We start from the raw sequence: 17,850 nt of genomic DNA, 5'->3' as shown, positions 1-17,850 counted from the left end.
TGCTCTCGCCATCCGTGACTGTCGTCGTCGCAATTGACACGGGGGGACAGCGTGTATTACCACACCGTTTCCCGGGAAGGTCTCTGTTATGAAACCCTTCTCGAGTGGCCGGCGAACGGGGTTGGTCTCTCTCGTGAGTGGACGGGATGGGATCTCCGTTCGTTCACGACACCGCGACCGTTACAGTCGATCTCTGCCGGTCAACACTGCGTTTGCTCCGACCACTGTCTACTACCGACAGTGCGGGTCGGTCGCGTTCACTTTTTCGCGTCCGCCGCGACTGGCGATTACTCCCTGCTGAAACCGATTCAATTTCGGTTTGTACCGATGGATATCCCACGGTCTCGAAACTCGACCGGGGCGGTCGCCCGGGGGCGGCGTTTCATCCGAGAAAGATGGCAACGCGGCTGTCGCTTTAGTTTCCGTGATCGAGTGCGGAGAACGGCGTTCAAAACGTATCATTCGCTGAATTTGATCGGCATATTTAATTAATTAATACCAGACGAAACGGTCGGCCGCGTTTATTCGATCTTCTGCGCAAGTATACTGCGCCCCAAGAGGGGCGTGAGACAATGAGCGATCAGGAAACTACAGGCGATTCGAGACGGACGTTTATGAAGAAAGGAGCGCTCGCGGCAACTGCCGTCGCACTCGGTGCTACCGCGACAGGTACCAGTACCGTTGGCGCACAGCAAGAAGGGCAGGCGCTGGTGTTCTCCTACGACTTCCACCCGGGACAGGACTTCGAGGTCGTTGCTCCGCTCGAGGCGAGCACGACGGTCAACGTCCTGCAGGTCGACGACGAGACCGTTCCGGAGATCTCCCAGCCAGACAACTACAACGGACACGTCATCCGCTACGATATGGGTGGGGAAGGAGCGGGCGTTACCACGTTCCTCTTCTCGCAGGACGTCTCCATGAGCAGCGGCGACACCGGCAACCTCGGCGAGGACGCCTCGATGTTCAGTTCGCAGCTGAACCTCCTCAGTACGTCACTCGACGGCGAAGCCGCCGACGACACGGACGATGACGAAGAGCCGGAAGAGGAGCCCGAAGAAGAGGAGCCCGAAGAAGAACCGGAAGAAGAACCGGAGGAAGAACCGGAAGAGGAGCCGGCAGATAACGAAAGTAACGGAGGTGACTAAAAATGGTTCAAGACGACGGTCAGGGACTTGTGTTCTCGTATGACTTCCACCCGGGCCAGAACTTCGAGGTCGTCGCCCAGCTCGAGGCGAGCACGACGGTCAACGTACTCCAGCTCGACGACGAGACCGTCCCGGAGATCTCTCAGCCCGACGACTACAACGGCCACGTCATCCGCTACGACACGGACGGCGAGAACGCTGGCGTTACCACGTTCCTCTTCTCGCAGGACGTCTCCCTGAGCAGCGACGACACCGGGAGCTTCGGCGAGGATGCGACGATGTTCAGTTCACAGCTGAACCTCCTCAGTGTGGACATCGAGTAACAGCGCACTGTATACCTTTTTCCGGTTTGATCGTGTTTTTTCCGGTTTGATCGTGTCGCAGTCCCCAATCACCGGTTGACCGGCGAAGCGTTATCGGCTTCGACGGAGTAGCGGTCATGACTTCCATGACAGCTGACAGCCACGAACACGAATCCGAGGAGTCGACGGAATCGGGAACCAGGGGGCGGACGATCACGGCGGGAACGATCGTCATCGGGACCTCCGGCTGTATCGAACTCTCCTCCGGCTCCGTGACGCGAGCGATCGCCGACGAAGACGAGACTGCGTACGAACCGGTGCTGGTCTCGATGGCGGACTACCGGCCGGGAATGACGGTCGAAGTCGTCAGTCGGCTTCCCGCACCCATCACGGTCGAACTGTTGCGGCTCCCCGATGGAGAGTTCACCCCGGTTCTCACGCAACCGGACCAGTACACGGGGTACGTCGTTCGTTCGACGACCGGGGAGCGACAGGTCGATACGACGACGAACGTGTTCACCGAGGAGTCACTCGACCCCGATACCAGCTACACGTTTACCACTGAGACGCAGGTGTTCGACACAGAGTTGAACCTGTTCGAGTCTCTCGTCCGATACGACACCTGACCTCTCTCTCTGCGGTGAGTTTTTCGTCCCAGGAGCGGCGTTCCCGTTCTCACAGGCCGGCTACACCGGCTATCGGGTGGGGCCACTGCGTTCCCAGCCGTCACGCTCCCGATTTCCGTGGTGAAACAACGTGTTTCCCACCGGTAGCGCCGAGTATGATAGCACGTTAACCGGATGGTATACTCGTACTAATCCGTGACTGTCACGCCACAGTCACGAGGGTTTGACGGTAGTTGGTGGTGGAAACGGCCGTATGGGAAAAAGAACCCGTATTACCCGACGAACGGCCGTAAAAGGTGCTGGAGCGCTTACCGTTGCGGCCCTGCTCGCCGGCTGCGCCGATGACGAGGAGCCGGAGGACGAGCCGGCGGACCCGGAGGACGAACCAGCCGATCCCGAGGACGAACCGGCCGATAACGAGACCGAGGACGAACCGGCCGATAACGAGACCGAGGATAACGAGACCGAGGACAACGAGACCGAGGACAACGAGACCGAGGACAACGAGACCGAGGATAACGACACGGACGACGGCGGTTCGTAACTACAGCCGACCGAACTGACTACAGATCACCTACCGTTGACGTCTCGACAGTGAGCGACCTCGATGACGGACGTCGGGGTACCAACCCACGGAGTCCCGTTCGAGTCGACCGTCGTTTCGGTCTCCTTCACCGGACGCGTGTCGGGGCCGACCGCCGGTTTGTTGCCCGCATTCGAGCGCCGAAATCCTCTTCTCGCCGAGCGAAGCGAGTGGCCGGGTGGAGATAGCCGTCACCGCACGGCCTCCGCGAGCCGTCGCCCCCACATCCGTGCGTGCGGGTCTGTTCTCCGACCGGGCAGCGAACCCTGCCCTCTGGACTCCGCCCATCTCGCTCTCGCTCCATTGACCGCCGTGGTTACCGATCGTCACGCGACGTCCCGCCGGTCGTTCGCGCCCACATATTTAAATACGAGACGGTCACTACTCCGTGACAGACCTGATGTCCGAGTCGCCGCCGCTCGAGGGAACCCTCAAACTCCGGTCCGACCTCCGTCCGGCCCTCCTCAGTCACGTCGCCGCGGAGTACGCCGGACTGGCTGACGAGCACGGGGCCAGAAACGTCCTCGTCGTAAAGCGCCACCCGGCGGGACTCGAGGCCGTCCGGGCCGCGCTCGCGGACGCCCCCACGCGGGACGCGGTGGCAACGCCCCGCCTCGAGTCGCTCCCCGAACACGCCTCGAAGGTGCTCGAGGAGCACGACTCGACGCTCGAGCGCCTCGAGTACGAAGAGCGGATCGAACTGATCTCGCTGGTGATCGACGGCGCGACGCGGGACCTGCCGCCGTACCTCGAGCGAGCCAGGCGCCACGAGTCGTTCGCCCGCGACGTGGGACAGCTGCTGCTCGAGGCGACTCGCCAGCGGCGCCGCCGCGACGACCTCGTGGACCCGCACCCCTGTCTCGACTACCTCTACGCGATCAACGACCGGTTTCACGCCGAACTCGCCGATCGCGGGTTCGTCGAACGGGCCGACGTGATCCCGCGGGCGATCGACCTGCTCGAGGCCGACGCGGACGGACTGCGGAACCGGGTGTGTTCGTCGTTCGATGCCGTCCTCGCCCTCGAGTTCGAGGAGTTTCGCGAACTCGACCGACGCTACCTCGCGGCGCTCACCCGTGGGGCTGACCTGGTCTGTCTCGGGGAGCGCCACGCGAGCGTCGAGCGGACGCGCGTCGAAGTCGGCCGGATCGAAACGCTCGCAGGCGACCTCACGCTCGAATTGATCGACGATCCCGTCACCGACGGACCGGCGGCGCAGCCGGATACCCGGTTTCTCGCCGCCGGCTCGGCCCCACCGCTCGAGGGGGGAGAACAAGGACGGCGAGCCTGCCGGCTCCGCGCCCGAACGGCTCGCGAACAGAGCCGGCGGGTGGCGACCGAGATCCAGGCGCTGCAGGACGAACACGCCGACTGGGGGTACGACGACATCGCGGTCGCGGTCCCGCGTCTCGAACGCGTTCCCGAGGTTCGCACGCGGTTGCGGGAGGCGGGGCTCCCGACGGCGACGGTCGGCACCGCTTCCCTCGCGGAGGATCCGGCGGTGAACGAACTCTATGCCTTCGTCGTCCGCAACTGTGACCGGGGAGACGGCGGGCGAGAGGGAGAACTCGCTCGGCGACGGCTCGAGGCCCGCGTCGAGAACTACACGCCCGCCCTGCGGGAGGACTGCGTGGATGCGAGCGTCTCGCGATCGCTCGAGCGCTGGATCGTCCGTACGGATCTGAAGGGGCGGATCGCAGCCGAGGCGGCCTGGGTCGACGCCCGCGAACAGTTCGAGAGTGTCCGCCGGATTCTCGAGATCGCCCGATTCGTCGAGCGGACGGACCTCGTCGCTCCCGACTGGGAGGGGCTGGCACGGATGCTCCGGAACACCATCGAGTACGACGCGCCCTACGTTCACGCGGTCGAAGCGGACGCCCCGGCGGGCGGGATCACCGTCTGCCCGGTCGCCGACCTGAAGTACGATTCGCGGGAGGCGGTGTTCCTGCTCGACCTGACCGACGGCACCTATCCGGGCGCACAACACCTCACTCAACTGTTTCCGACGGCGTGGTTGAAGTCGATGCCGGCCTATCCGGCCGTTACCGACCCCACGCCGAGCGAGGTAGCCGACACCTTCGCACCCGTCTCAGATCCCGAAGAGATCGGCGACCCCTTCGAGCAGTACCACGCCCAACGCTCTCGCCGCCGGCTCGCGATCGGCGCGCGTGCGGCGCGCACCGTCGTCTACTACTGTTCGTACGAACGGGGCTCCGGCGGACTGCGTCGCACCCACGAGGAGTCTCGGTATCTCCGGGCGCTCGAGTCGCGACCCGACGTGATGCTCGAGGACGTCGATGCGCACGACGAAACGGCGATCTACGGCGAGTCGAACGCCCTGGAGGCGGTGCTCGCGGAGCCACGGGGCGAACTCGAGCGAGTCCTCCGGGAGGCGAGCACCGGCGGGGAGGCGGATCTGGCCGAGACGGAAGCGCTGTTCGAGGAAATCGCCTGCGTGCTGGCCGAAGACGGCGTCGACGAGGATCTCACGGAAGCGGTCAGGTCACAGTTCGAGTTCGCCGCGGGCGAGGTGAGCCGACGTGAGTGAGCCCTCGCTCTCGATCGAGGGGATCCGCAGCTACCTGCACTGTCCGCGCCGGTACGAGTTCGCCCACGTCGACGGCCTCGAGGGCGACACCGACGACTCGCCAGCGACGGCTCGACTCGCGGTGCTCCGGCAGGCGCTCTGTGCGGGACTTCGAAGCGGTGTAACCGATCCCGAGGCGCTCGAGGCCGCGATACTCGATTCTCTTGGCGATCTGTGGGCCGACCACGACGAACGACTCCACTCGCGGGCACAGCACCGCCACGAGCGACGGGTGCTCGAGGCGACGGGGCGGGCGTACGTCGAGGCCGTCGGCGAGGCTCACGCGACGGGGGTCCGCGAACTGCAGCGGGCGGCACCCGACGGGGAGTTCCTCGGGCCGGACCTCCCCCTCTCGGCGTCGATCTCGCTCCCCGACCGCGACCGCCACGTCCCGGTCACCGCCCGTGTCGACAACGTGTACGGCGACGGCTCGTCGCTCGTCGGCGTCCGACTCGTTCCGAGCCTCCGGTCGCTCGGATTGCTTCGATACCGCGACAGCTGGGAGGGCGACGTCGCCGACCGGTTCGAGGCCCATTTCGATCCGGACACCGAGGCGTTCGAGCCGGAACTGGTCGGCGCGCTCTTCGAGACGTCCGTCGTCCTCGAGGGGCTGCGCGACCTTCGGGACCGGCTCGGGTTGACGGCGTACCGGACGTGTCGGTACGTCCGGGTTCCGGTGGCGGACCGATCGCGCGTCGACGTCAACTGGCTGCGCGACACCGTCGAGACGAGCCTCGAGGCGTGCGATCTCACCGACGCCTTCCTCGACCACCACACGTTCGGGATGACCCACCAGCACCGGAACCGGACCGTCGAGTCGCGCCTCGTCGACACGGTCGATGCGATCGTCGGCGACGCGTCCGACCCGACCCCCCGCTGGGAGCAGATACGCGAACACGCCTGTCCGGACTGTGCGTACACCGTCTGCTGTGAGGCGTACATCGCCCAGGAGGTGCGGTTCGATGGCTGAGGGGCCGCCGCTGTTCGACTCGACGGGCGCCGACGCGCCGCGAGCGGACGACCGACTCGAGCCGGAGGGGAACCAGCGGGCGGTCATCGAGGGGCGGGCGGCCTGTACGTCCGTCGACGCGGGTGCGGGGACGGGGAAGACGACGACGATGCTCATGCGGATCGAACACGCCATCGAACGCGGCGAAGTCGATCCCGAGAACGTGCTCGTGCTGACGTTCGCCAACGAGGCGGCCGCGAGCATCCGCGAGGCCGTCGCAGACCGTCTCGATCCACAGGTCGCGGCCGAGATCGACGTCTACACCTACCACTCGTTTTGCTACGGGCTGGTCCGGGAGTACGCCTACTATCTCGGCCTGTCGCCCGAACTCGACGTCCTCACCGAGGGGGGACGGCGTCGGCTCATCGGCCGCCTGCTCGCCGATCGTGAGTACGAGTTCGCCGACGAGATGACCCACGGCGAGGGAGTGGCGGAACTCGGCGACGCGATCGATCGGTTCGTCGCGGGGATGAGCCGGGAGAATATCGATCCCGAGACGCTCGCGGCCGGACTCCCGGACGTTCGGACCCTCGAGTTCCTCGACGAGTTCGTCCTCTGGCTCGAGGGCGAGGCCGAGCGCGAACTCTCCTTCGACAACGAGGCATTGCGGTACTTTAACCGGGAGGAACACCTCGAGGCCGCCCGCGAATCGCTGATCGACTACGGCAAACTGCTTACCTACTGCCGCGAGAAGATCGCCGAAGCGCCCGCCGCCGTCCGGGAGGACGCGGTCGTGCAGGACGTCGAAACGTACCTCCGCGTGCTTCAGGAGTGCGTAACGAACACGATCGAGGCGCTCTCGCTCGATGAGCCGACGACGAAACAGCTTCCGCGGGCGCTGTTCGGCAACGAGATCTGGCGGGATGCCACGAGCCGGATCGAACAGACGCCGATCGGTCGGCTGCGCCACTACGTCAGGTTCCTCCGGCAGGCCCGCCACTACACCGACGTCTATGCCGACTACCGGGCACACCTCGAGGCCGAGGGAACGCTCGACTTCGACGAACTCGTGCGCGCGGCGACCGACCTGCTCGCTGCCGACGGAGACGGCACCGAACCGGTCGGCGGCTCCGATATGGGTGTCGCAGACGAGATCGCGAGTCGGTGGTCCCAGGTCTACTGCGACGAGTTCCAGGACACGGACGAGACGCAGTTCTCTCTCATCACCGAACTCACGGCCGGCGAGGACCGACCGGAACTGCTCGCGATCGGCGACAAGGATCAGGCGATCTACGGCTGGCGGGGCACCGACCGGGAGGGGCTCGACAGGCTCGCTCGCGTCTACGACGACCACGAGGCGGTCGAACTCGGGCTCAACTTCCGTTCGCGCCAGGAGATCCTCGACGTGACGAACCACTGTACGTACGGCTCACACTCCTCGAAGACGCTTCGAGAGCACGGCCGGACGTCCGGCGAGTACGACGAGCGACGCCCGCCACACCGGCTGCTGACGATCGAGAGCGACGAGCTGTCCCGATCGACGGCAGAACAGGTCGCGACGACCGTCTCGAGGCTTCTCAACGGCGAGTTCGAGAACGTTCCGCGCCGGGAGCTGAGCGACATCGCGGTCATCGTCCGCACCAACCGCCACGCCCGGGCGGTCGCGGACGAACTCCGTGCGCTCCAGATCCCCCACGAGATCTCGGGCTCCCCGCGGGGTGAGATCTCGCCGGGGATCCAGACGCTCGTCTCGTATCTCCGCGTCCTGGTCGATCCGCCCGCCGACGCCCATCTCCGGCGCGTACTGCTGTACCGCTACCGGCTTCCCGATGCCGACCTCGAGCGGTTACACGCCCACGACGGCTCCCTCGCGGACGCACTCGCGGTGATCGACCCGGCGACGGCCACCGCTCCCGACCGACTCGTACAGGCACGCGAGCACCTCCAGGAACTCAGGCGGTTGCGGGACGTGCTCCCGCGCGGCGCGTTCATCCGCCGACTCCGCGAACTGACCCGCCTCGAGTGGTTTCTCACCGGCGAGGAGCGGGCCGAACTCGACAGGATCGATCGCTTCGTCGACGCCTACGACGACGGGACCGTGCTGGGGGCGGTCACCGAGGGATTCGTCGACGCTCTCGAGCGCACGCTCCGAGGGAGTGAGTCGGGGATCGGACGAGGATCGAGCTCCGCCGATCGGGTGGACGTCATGACGGTCCACCAGGCGAAGGGGCTGCAGTTCGATACGGTGCTCGCCCCGTATCTCTCCGACGAGGAGTGGTGTGTCGAGCGCGATTACGCCGAACGCGCACGCTACCGCCTGCTGTCGGCAACCCTCGACGAGGATGTGGACTCGCCACTGCTGGCGGACCTGGCCACCGAAACCGTCGGCGAGGAGTGGCGCGTGCTCCACGTCGCGCTCACGCGAGCCGAGAACCACCTGTTCCTGTTCGGCTCGAGCTACGACTACGACGGCGGCGAGACCGAACTCGCGGCCTCGACGGCGCAGAACTGTCTCGCCGAGGCGATCGACTGGTCGGTCGCCGGCGAGCGCATGGACCTCTGGGACGCGCTTACGGAGAGCGTCGAACGGGTCCGGGAGACCTACCCCGAGACAGTCGCCGATCTCACCGACGAGATCGCGGTGGCGGCCGACACCACACCCGGCACGATCACCTACTACGCGAACGACGACCGCCCGCTCGAGCCACTCGAAACCCGCGAGGCGATCGAGGCGGTCCATCGACTCGGCCGATTGCTCCGCCGGGAAAAGCTGCTTCCCGCGGCCGACGCTGCCGACGCTCTCGAGGCGAGCGGCGAGGGTCTGGAGATCCCAGCCACTCGACACGCCAGTGCACTGACCGCCGAAACGACTCGCTTCCCGGTCGGCGCGCTCTCGAGCGCCACGGAGCTCCCGGTTGCGCTCCGGCACAGCTACTCCGCGATGCGGACCCACGAGACGTGTACCCGCAAACACTATCTCGACCACGTCGTTCGCGCGATCGACGATCCGGCCGGTGGCAGCGAGAGCGGGGGCGGGGCACGGATCGTCGGCACCGTCTTCCACGACGTCGCCGAAGAGGCGTTCTACCGCGGGTATCAGACGCCGGCGGCCTGGCACCAGGCCGCCCGCCGCCAGCTCACTGCCCGCGGACTGCTCGCGCACCACGAGTCGGTCGCGGCGTGTATCGACCGGTATTTCGAGGCGCGTGCGACTGGTATCGACGAGCCAGTCGCTGCGTGGGAGTCACTCGCCGCGGAGTTCCCGTTCGCCCTCGAGGACGTTCCCGGCGTCGACGGCACCGTCGTCGGCTCGGTCGATTCGATTCGGCGGACGCCCGACGGCGACCTCGTCGTCCTCGATTACAAGACGACGACCGAGCGGATCGACCTGGAGGAGGCGACACAACTGCGGCTGTACGCCCGCGCCTGCGAACGCCAGTTCGACGCGCCCGTCGAGGCGGTCGGATACGTCTACGTGGGTTCGGCCGGCCCGGAGACGTCGCTGTACTCACCCGCGGAGCTACCGTCGTGGGACTCAGTTCGGACGACGCTCGAGGCGGTCGACGACCCCTCGTTCGCCGAGACGACGCCAGGAGATCACTGCCGGTTCTGCCCGCATCGCTCGCTCGGCTGCGGGCCGGACGAGTTCGATATCGAGGACGTCGTGAATACGGAGTGACCGCGAGAGTGGGCAGCGTGACGGCAGCCGCCGGCCCCTCGGGTTTTATAGTTGCGTTGAGACGGTTTCCACCCGGTCAGACCTGAGCGGCCAGCCTCGGCCGCCGCGACGAGGCTGGCCGCCGATGATCGTGACCGGGCGTGCACTGACTTTCAACGCCTACTATATTCGCAGGCATCCGAACCCCCGTGTATGCAGGAGGCAACGCTGTGCTTCGTCGTTCGTGAGGAGGAAGTCCTGTTGATCGAGAAGCGCCGCGGGCTCGGCGAGGGGTGGTACAACGGCCCCGGCGGAAAACTCGAGGGTGACGAAACCCCGCGGGAATGTGCGATTCGAGAGGTCCGCGAGGAGGTGGGTATCGAGGTTCGGGACCTCGAGAAGGCCGGCGAACTGACGTTCACCCTCGATGGGGAGGGCCACACGTTCTGCCACGTCTACCGGACCGCGTCGTTCGAGGGCGAACCGACCGCGTCGCCGGAGGCCAGACCGGAGTGGGTCGCGTTCGAGGACGTTCCCTACGACCGAATGTGGGACGACGACTCGCTCTGGTTGCCGGGCGTGCTCGAGGGCCGGACGGTTCGCGGCGAGTTCCGGTTCGAGGGTGGTCGCCCCCTCGACGAGGCGGAGTTCGTCGACTACGACCTCGAATGGGGAGTGGCGCTCGATTCGAGCCAGGCGAGCCAATAGGTCGGTATCACAAGCTCCTTATCCCCCCTCGTGTGAGGGTTATCTAGAATCATGTCGGATCATACTACACGAAGACGTACGTTTCTCGGAACGGTCGCGGGAGTGTCGGTCGCCGCCGTCGCCGGCTGTACCGGCGACAACGGCGATGACGACGACGGTGGTACCGACGACAACGGTGACAACGACACCGACGACGCTGGTAACGACACCGACGATACCGCCGATAACGACACTGACGACACCGAAGACGAGGATCTCGAGGCGACCTTCATCGACGAGGATACCGACGAAGACATCGACTTCGACGGCGACGTCGAGGTTGCAGACGGCGTCGAAGTCGACGGTAGCATCGACGCCAGCGGGTTCGTCTCGCTCGGAATCGGCGCCACCGTCACCGGAGACGTGACCGCCGGCGACCGCGTCACGACCCAGAGTGACGTCACCGTCGACGGCGATATCGAGGCCGAGGGTGACGTCGATCTCGGCGAGAACAACTCGATCGGTGGCGACGTCACCGGCGCGACGGTCACCGAAGGCGAGGAGACGGAGATCGACGGCGAGGTCGAAGAGACCGACGCCGATGCCGAGGACGAAGACGACGGCGAAGACGACGAGTAACTCCCCGGTTCAGCGCCCGCCCACTTTTTTCGGCACCGGTTCGTGTCCGCGTTCGCGAGCAGGTATCGTAACAACTGAAACGATTTACACACTGATCGCACAGTCGTCGTGCAGTCAGGTATGCATTGACTTTCAGTGGCCTACTATGGCCGACGGCACGGGTACGCTGAGCCGTCTTGCCGGTGGGTCGAGCCCCGTGCGGGTCGTCGTCGCACCTTCGCATCGTTTAAGAGCGCGCTGGCTGCATATCGATGTATGAGCGAGGAGAGTCAGGAGCTCGGGATCACCGAGTCCAAATCGCACAAACCCGGCGAGTGGTACGCCGAGGTCGTACAGAAGGCAGGACTGGCCGACTACGCGCCCATGGGCGGCTTTATCGTCACGAAACCCCGGGGGTACGCGCTCTGGGAGCGCATCCAGGACGCCCTCGACGGCTGGTTCAAGGAGACCGGCGTCGACAACGTCTACTTCCCCATGTTCATCCCCGAGTCCTACCTCGAGCGCGAGAAGGACATCGTCGAGGGGTTCGACCCCGAGGTCGCCTGGGTGACCCACGGCGGCCACGAGGAACTCGAGGAGCGACTCGCCGTGCGGCCGACCAGCGAGTCGATCATCGCGCCCTTTATGGCCGAGTGGACGCGGAGCCACCGCGACCTGCCGCTGCGAACCAACCAGTGGTGTTCGGTCGTGCGCTGGGAGGCCACCGAGACGAAGCCGTTCTTCCGCACGAAGGAGTTCCTCTGGCAGGAGGGTCACACCGCCCACGCGAGCGACGAGGGGGCGTGGGAGGAGGTCTGGACCCGACTGAGCCAGTACGAGCGCGTCTACGAGGAGGTGCTCGCGATCCCGGTGCTGCGCGGGAAGAAACCCGACCACGACAAGTTCCCCGGTGCGGACACGACGACCACCGTCGAGGCGCTGATGCCCGACGGCAAGTCCGTCCAGGGGGGCACGAGCCACCACCTCGGTCAGTCGTTCGCGACGGCGTTCGACATCACCTTCGCCGACGAGGACGAAGAGGAGCAGACCGCATACACGACCTCCTGGGGGCTCTCCTGGCGGGCGCTCGGCGCGCTCATCATGACCCACTCCGACGATCAGGGACTCGTCCTGCCGCCCACCGTCGCACCTACCCAGGTCGTCATCGTCCCCATCTGGCAGGCCGACACCAAAGAGAAGGTGCTCCAGTACTCGGCGGAGATCGCCGCGGAGCTCGAGGAGGCGGGCGTCCGCGTCGACCTGGACGACCGTGACGAGCGCAATCCCGGCTTCAAGTTCAACGAACACGAACTCAACGGCATCCCGCTGCGCCTCGAGATCGGCCCCAACGAGGTCGACGACGAGGAGGTCACGCTGGTCCACCGCCCGGACAACGAGAAGTCCTTCGAGGAGCGGTCGGGTATCGTCGACACCGTCGACGACCACCTCGAGGCGATCTTCGACAAACTGTACGACACCGCCGAGGAACGCCTCGAGGAGAACGTCCGCACCGCCGACAGCCCCGAGGAGATCATGGGTACCATCGGCAAACACGGCGGCTACGTGCGGGTGCCGTGGTGTGGCGACCAGGCCTGCGAGGAGGCGATCAAGGAGAAAGTCGCCGCCGAGATCGTCATGCAACCCCTCGAGGAGCAGGGCGGACGGACCGCGGGGAAACCGGAACGGCCCGACGAGGACGCCGACTGTTCGGTCTGTGGCGAGGCGGCCGACCAGATCGCGTACTTCGCGAAGTCGTACTGATCGCTCCGTGCGGTCGCACCGTCCCCGCTTCGTCGATCACGACTGGTAAATCGCCGTTCTCGGGGCCCGAACCGCCGCGTACTCACGCGAAACTGTCGTCGTTCGTCGGCTTCGAAATCGTGTGTGTCTCGATCGCATACCTAATTGAATAGCCCATCAGTGCTTACCGATGGACGCCCGTGTATACAGTGTGGTGTTCGTCTCGCCGGCGAGCACTACGTGCCTCTGACACTTCTGGCACCGACGTTCGACAGTGAACGCGCCGTTTCTACACCTGCAATGTCATTATATGTGCTTATAATACATTTAGTCATTATGGGGTAACCTCTTATCTCAGATGGACCCACGTCGAGGCATGTCACAGCCACACAGGGGGCCCACTCCCGAGCGCCGGCGAGGGCTCGCCGCCCCCACCGACGCTCGATCGAACTGCGGCGTCGGGGTCGTCATGGACCTCGACGGGAACGGCGGCCACGACGTCGTCGCCGACGGTCTCGAACTACTCGAGAACCTCGAACATCGCGGGACGACCGGCGCCGAGGAAAACACCGGTGACGGTGCGGGAATTATGTTACAGACGCCGGATGCGTTCTTCCGCGACGTTCTCGAGGTGTCACTACCCGATCTGTACGCCGTCGGTTCGCTGTTTTTCCCGCAGGACGACGAGACGCGCGAGACGCTCGTCGACGTCGTCGAGAGCGTTCTGGCCGAGTACGATCTGGAGGTTCGCACCTGGCGATCCGTACCGACGAACAACGACGGTCTGGGGGCGACCGCGCTCGAGTCCGAACCGGACGTTCGGCAGTGTGTCGTCACCCCGGCCGACGACGTCTCGCGGGAGCGATTCGACCGACGGCTGTACGTCGCCCGTCGCGCGCTCGAGACGGCGGTCGAGGACGCCGACCTCGACACCGAGCGGTTTTACGTCTGTTCGCTCGACTCGCGGACGATCGTCTACAAGGGACTGCTCAAGGGCGAACAGCTTCCGACGTACTACCCCGATCTGACCGACGATCGGATCGAATCGACGTTCGTCATGGTCCACGAGCGATTCTCGACGAACACGCTCGGTGCGTGGCACCTCGCCCACCCTCACCAGAAGGTGATCCACAACGGCGAGTTCAACACCATCCGGGGGAACGTCAACTGGATGCGCGCCCGGGAGACGGACCTCGAGAGCGAGACGATCGACGATCTCGAGGCGATCAAACCGGTGATCGACGACCCGGACCAGTCCGACACCGCGAGCGTCGACGACGCGCTCGACCTGCTCGTCCAGGACGGCCGCGACCTCGCACACGCCCTTCGGATGCTCGTTCCCGAGGCCTGGCGAACCGACGAATCGATGCCCCGGCCGCGCCGGGAGTTCTACGACTTCCACGCGTCGTTGATCGAACCCTGGGACGGCCCCGCGCTCGTTGCGGCCACCGACGGCGAACGCGTCGGCGCCGTACTCGATCGCAACGGCCTGCGCCCCTGTCGCTACGACGTGACGACCGACGACCGACTCGTGCTGGCCAGCGAGGCCGGGGCGCTCGAGACGCCACCCGAGAAAATCGCCGAGCGCGGCCGGCTCAGGCCGGGAGAGCTGTTTCTGGCGGACCCCGCGGAGGGTCGGGTGGTGCCCGACGACGAGGTGTTCGACGACCTCGTCGACGACCGCTACGGCGAGTGGGTCGCCACGGAGCAGGTCCGACTCGCGGACGTCACGCCCCCGACTGCAACGGTTCCCGCCGCCACACACGGAGAGGCGACCGACCTGCGAACCAGACAGGCCGCCTTCGGCTACACTCACGACGAACTCGAGAACCTCCTCGAGCCGATGATCAGGAAAGGGAAAGACCCCGTCGGGTCGATGGGCGACGACACGCCGCTGTCCGTGCTCGCCGAGTACAACCGCCCGCTGTTCTCCTACTTCAAGCAGCTGTTCGCCCAGGTAACCAACCCGCCGCTGGATTACATCCGCGAGGAGTTGGTGACGAGCCTCGAGTCTCGGCTGGGTCACCAGCGAAACCTGCTCGCGGAATCGCCGGCCCACGCCCGCCAACTGGTCTGTGACTCGCCGATCCTCACCGACGCGGAACTCGCCGGAATCCGCGACTGCGAGGCCAACGGGATCACCGCGACCACGGTCGACATCACCTACGAGACCGACCGCGAGGAACGTACCGGGGAGTCCGGTGTGGCGCTCCAGGCCGCCATCGACCGGGTCCGCGAGGACACCGTCGCCGCCATCGAGGGCGGCCACGACGTCGTGATCCTCTCCGACCGCGGCGTCGACGGCGGGCGCCTGGCGATTCCGAGCCTGCTCGCGACGGGGGCGGTCCACCACCACCTCGTCCGCAACGGGCTTCGCAACCACGCGGGGCTCGTCCTCGAGTCGGCGGATCCGCGCACCGTCCACCACGTGGCGACGCTGGTCGGTTACGGCGCCGACGCAGTCGATCCCTACCTCGCCTACGAAACCATCGCGGATCTCACCGCCGGTCCCGACGGCGTCGAGGCCGAGACGGCGATCGACGCCTACGTCGGCGCTCTCGAGGACGGTCTGCTGAAGATCATGGCCAAGATGGGGATCTCGACGGTCGAGAGCTACCAGGGAGCCCAGATCTTCGAGGCGGTCGGCCTCGACTCCGGCCTCGTCGCCGAGTACTTCGAGGGCACCGAGAACCGCACGGGGGGGATCGGGCTCGCCGAGATCGAGGCGGATCTGCGCGAGCGCCACGCGGCGGCGTTCGGCGGGGGGGAAGCGAGCCTCGAGCGCCAGGGCGAGTTCGAACACCGTTCCGGGGGGCTCTCCCACCAGTGGAACCCGCAGACGGTCGGCACCCTTCAGCAGGCGGTGCGGTCGGGCGATTACGAGCGCTACGGGGAGTTCGCCGAGTTGATCAACGACCAGAGCCGGGAGCTGCGGACCCTTCGGGGGCTCCTCGAGTTCGATTTCGACCGGGAGCCGATCCCGCTCGAGGACGTCGAACCGGTCGAAGAGATCGTAACGCGCTTTTCGACCGCGGCGATGAGTCTCGGCTCGCTGTCGCCGGAGGCCCACGAGAACAACTCCATCGCAATGAACCGCATCGGCGGCAAGTCCAACTCCGGCGAGGGCGGCGAGCCGCCGGAGCGGTTCGACACCGAGCGCGAGTGCACCGTCAAACAGGTCGCCTCCGGGAGATTCGGCGTCACGAGCACCTACCTCTCGAGTGCGGACGAACTGCAGATCAAGATGGCCCAGGGGTCAAAGCCCGGCGAGGGCGGCCATCTGCCGGGCGAGAAAGTAAACGAGATGATCGCTCGCGTCCGCAAGTCCACTCCAGGGGTCGGGCTAATCTCGCCACCGCCGCTACACGACATCTACTCGATCGAGGATCTCAAGCAGCTGATCTTTGACCTGAAGGCGGCCAACGAGGACGCCGACATCAACGTCAAGCTGGTCAGCGAAGCCGGCATCGGTACCATCGCGGCCGGCGTCGCGAAGGCCAACGCCGACGTAGTCCATATCTCGGGCCACTCCGGTGGTACCGGCGCCTCGCCCCGCACCTCGATCAAGAACGCCGGCCTCCCGTGGGAACTCGGCCTGGCGGAGGCGAACCAGCTGCTCTGTGAGACGGGACTTCGGGACCGCATCCGCGTCTCCGCCGACGGCGGCCTGAAGACTGGGCGCGACGTCGCTGTCGCCGCCGCGCTGGGTGCCGAGGAGTACGTCTTTGGCACCGCCTCGCTGGTCACGAGCGGCTGCGTGATGGCCCGCCAGTGTCACAAGAACACCTGTCCCGTCGGCGTTGCAACCCAGCGCGAGGACCTGCGCAAACGGTTCCCCGGCGAGCCCGAGCACGTGATCAACTACATGACGTTCATCGCCCAGGAGCTACGCGAACTCATGGCCGAACTCGGCTTCGAAACCGTCGAGGACCTCGTCGGGCGGGTCGACGTTCTCTCCCAGCGTGATGACGTCGATCACCCGAAAGCTCGGAGCGTCGACCTCTCGGGAGTGCTCGCAGAGCCCGTGGGTGACGCGAGGACGAAGAGTCGGGAGCAAGCGCACGGCCTCGAGGATCACCTCGACAAGAAACTGCTTCGAGCAGCCGCCGCCGCGATCGAGAACCGGTCCCCGAAGACGCTCTCGACGACCGTCTCGAACGTCGACCGCGCGGTCGGCACCATGCTCTCGAACCGGGTGACGAGCCGCTACGGCGAGCCCGGGTTACCCGACGATACGCTCACGATCGACCTCGAGGGAACCGCCGGCCAGAGCTTCGGCGCGTTCCTCGCGAGCGGCCTCACCTTGCACCTGGAGGGAGCCGCGAACGACCACCTCGGCAAGGGGCTCTCGGGCGGGAAGATCACCGTCCGAACGCCTGAGACGGCCGCCTACGAGCCCACCGAGAGCGTTGCAATCGGAAACGTCGCCCTCTACGGCGCCACCGGCGGCGAGTGCTACGTCAACGGCGTCGCCGGCGAGCGCTTCGCCGTCCGCAACTCCGGTGCGAAAGCCGTCGTCGAGGGCGTCGGCGATCACGGCTGTGAGTACATGACCGGCGGCGTCGTCGCCGTCCTCGGCGAGACGGGCAAAAACTTCGCCGCGGGGATGTCCGGCGGTGTCGCCTACGTCTTCGACCCCGACGCCGAATTCGCCGACCGCGTAAACACCGGCATGGTCACGCTGCACGACGAACTCGAAGAACGCGATGTCGAGATGCTTCGTCGCCTCGTCGAGAACCACGTCGCTTACACCGGCTCCGAGCGCGGTGCGAACCTGCTCGAGAACTGGGAGGGTGCTCTCGAGTCGTTCGTGAAGCTGATGCCGGAGGCCTATCACCGCGCGATTTCCGAGGACGGCGGGAACGACGTCCGCAGCGAGCTACCGGGAACGCCCGAAACCGAGGTCGAAGCCGAGTCACCAGGTTTCGCCGCAAGCGACGACTGACCCGCGATCC

Annotated in this window: 11 protein-coding genes; all 11 read left to right on the top strand. The window is 66.0% G+C overall.

The window, feature by feature from the left end; translation table 11 throughout:
- Window positions 1-572: 572 nt before the first annotated feature.
- The 11 genes from AC6I6S_RS05800 to gltB all read left to right on the top strand — a co-directional run bounded on the left by AC6I6S_RS05800 (window position 573) and on the right by gltB (window position 17,840).
- On the top strand, window positions 573-1,145 hold the full coding sequence (locus tag AC6I6S_RS05800; RefSeq protein ID WP_497948787.1) for a calcium-binding protein: 573 nt from the start codon (window positions 573-575) through the stop codon (window positions 1,143-1,145).
- A 2-nt stretch (window positions 1,146-1,147) separates the two neighbouring features.
- Window positions 1,148-1,468, top strand: coding sequence for a hypothetical protein (locus tag AC6I6S_RS05795; RefSeq protein WP_497948786.1), 321 nt, complete (start codon window positions 1,148-1,150; stop codon window positions 1,466-1,468).
- Between the two features lie 125 nt (window positions 1,469-1,593).
- On the top strand, window positions 1,594-2,073 hold the full coding sequence (locus AC6I6S_RS05790; protein ID WP_497948785.1) for a hypothetical protein: 480 nt from the start codon (window positions 1,594-1,596) through the stop codon (window positions 2,071-2,073).
- 253 nt (window positions 2,074-2,326) lie between these two features.
- A complete protein-coding gene (locus AC6I6S_RS05785) occupies window positions 2,327-2,617 on the top strand; it encodes a twin-arginine translocation signal domain-containing protein (protein WP_497948784.1) in 291 nt (96 codons plus the stop codon).
- A gap of 439 nt (window positions 2,618-3,056) precedes the next feature.
- Entirely contained in the window at window positions 3,057-5,204 is a 2,148-nt protein-coding gene (locus AC6I6S_RS05780) for a PD-(D/E)XK nuclease family protein (RefSeq protein WP_497949302.1), read from the top strand.
- Entirely contained in the window at window positions 5,197-6,213 is a 1,017-nt protein-coding gene (locus AC6I6S_RS05775) for a PD-(D/E)XK nuclease family protein (protein WP_497948783.1), read from the top strand. The genes AC6I6S_RS05780 and AC6I6S_RS05775 overlap by 8 nt, the downstream gene beginning before the upstream one ends.
- Window positions 6,206-9,871: a UvrD-helicase domain-containing protein gene (locus AC6I6S_RS05770; RefSeq protein ID WP_497948782.1), complete on the top strand. Its 3,666-nt coding sequence runs from the start codon at window positions 6,206-6,208 to the stop codon at window positions 9,869-9,871. The genes AC6I6S_RS05775 and AC6I6S_RS05770 overlap by 8 nt, the downstream gene beginning before the upstream one ends.
- A gap of 192 nt (window positions 9,872-10,063) precedes the next feature.
- Window positions 10,064-10,558 carry an 8-oxo-dGTP diphosphatase gene (locus tag AC6I6S_RS05765; protein ID WP_497948781.1) on the top strand — a complete coding sequence of 165 codons (495 nt, stop codon included), beginning with the start codon at window positions 10,064-10,066 and terminating at the stop codon, window positions 10,556-10,558.
- Window positions 10,559-10,609: 51 nt separating this feature from the next.
- Complete coding sequence (locus AC6I6S_RS05760; RefSeq protein WP_497948780.1) at window positions 10,610-11,176, top strand: polymer-forming cytoskeletal protein; 567 nt, start codon at window positions 10,610-10,612, stop codon at window positions 11,174-11,176.
- Window positions 11,177-11,431: 255 nt separating this feature from the next.
- Window positions 11,432-12,916 (top strand): proline--tRNA ligase, encoded by a 1,485-nt coding sequence (proS, locus tag AC6I6S_RS05755; protein ID WP_497948779.1) that lies wholly within the window; start codon window positions 11,432-11,434, stop codon window positions 12,914-12,916.
- A 355-nt stretch (window positions 12,917-13,271) separates the two neighbouring features.
- Window positions 13,272-17,840: a glutamate synthase large subunit gene (gene gltB, locus AC6I6S_RS05750; RefSeq protein ID WP_497948778.1), complete on the top strand. Its 4,569-nt coding sequence runs from the start codon at window positions 13,272-13,274 to the stop codon at window positions 17,838-17,840.
- The last annotated feature ends 10 nt before the right edge of the window (window positions 17,841-17,850 follow it).

This window comes from Natrononativus sp. DTA114 (assembly GCF_059736515.1).
The sequence above is the reverse complement of the archived record's forward strand: the minus strand, read 5'-3'. Positions and strand labels throughout refer to the sequence as shown.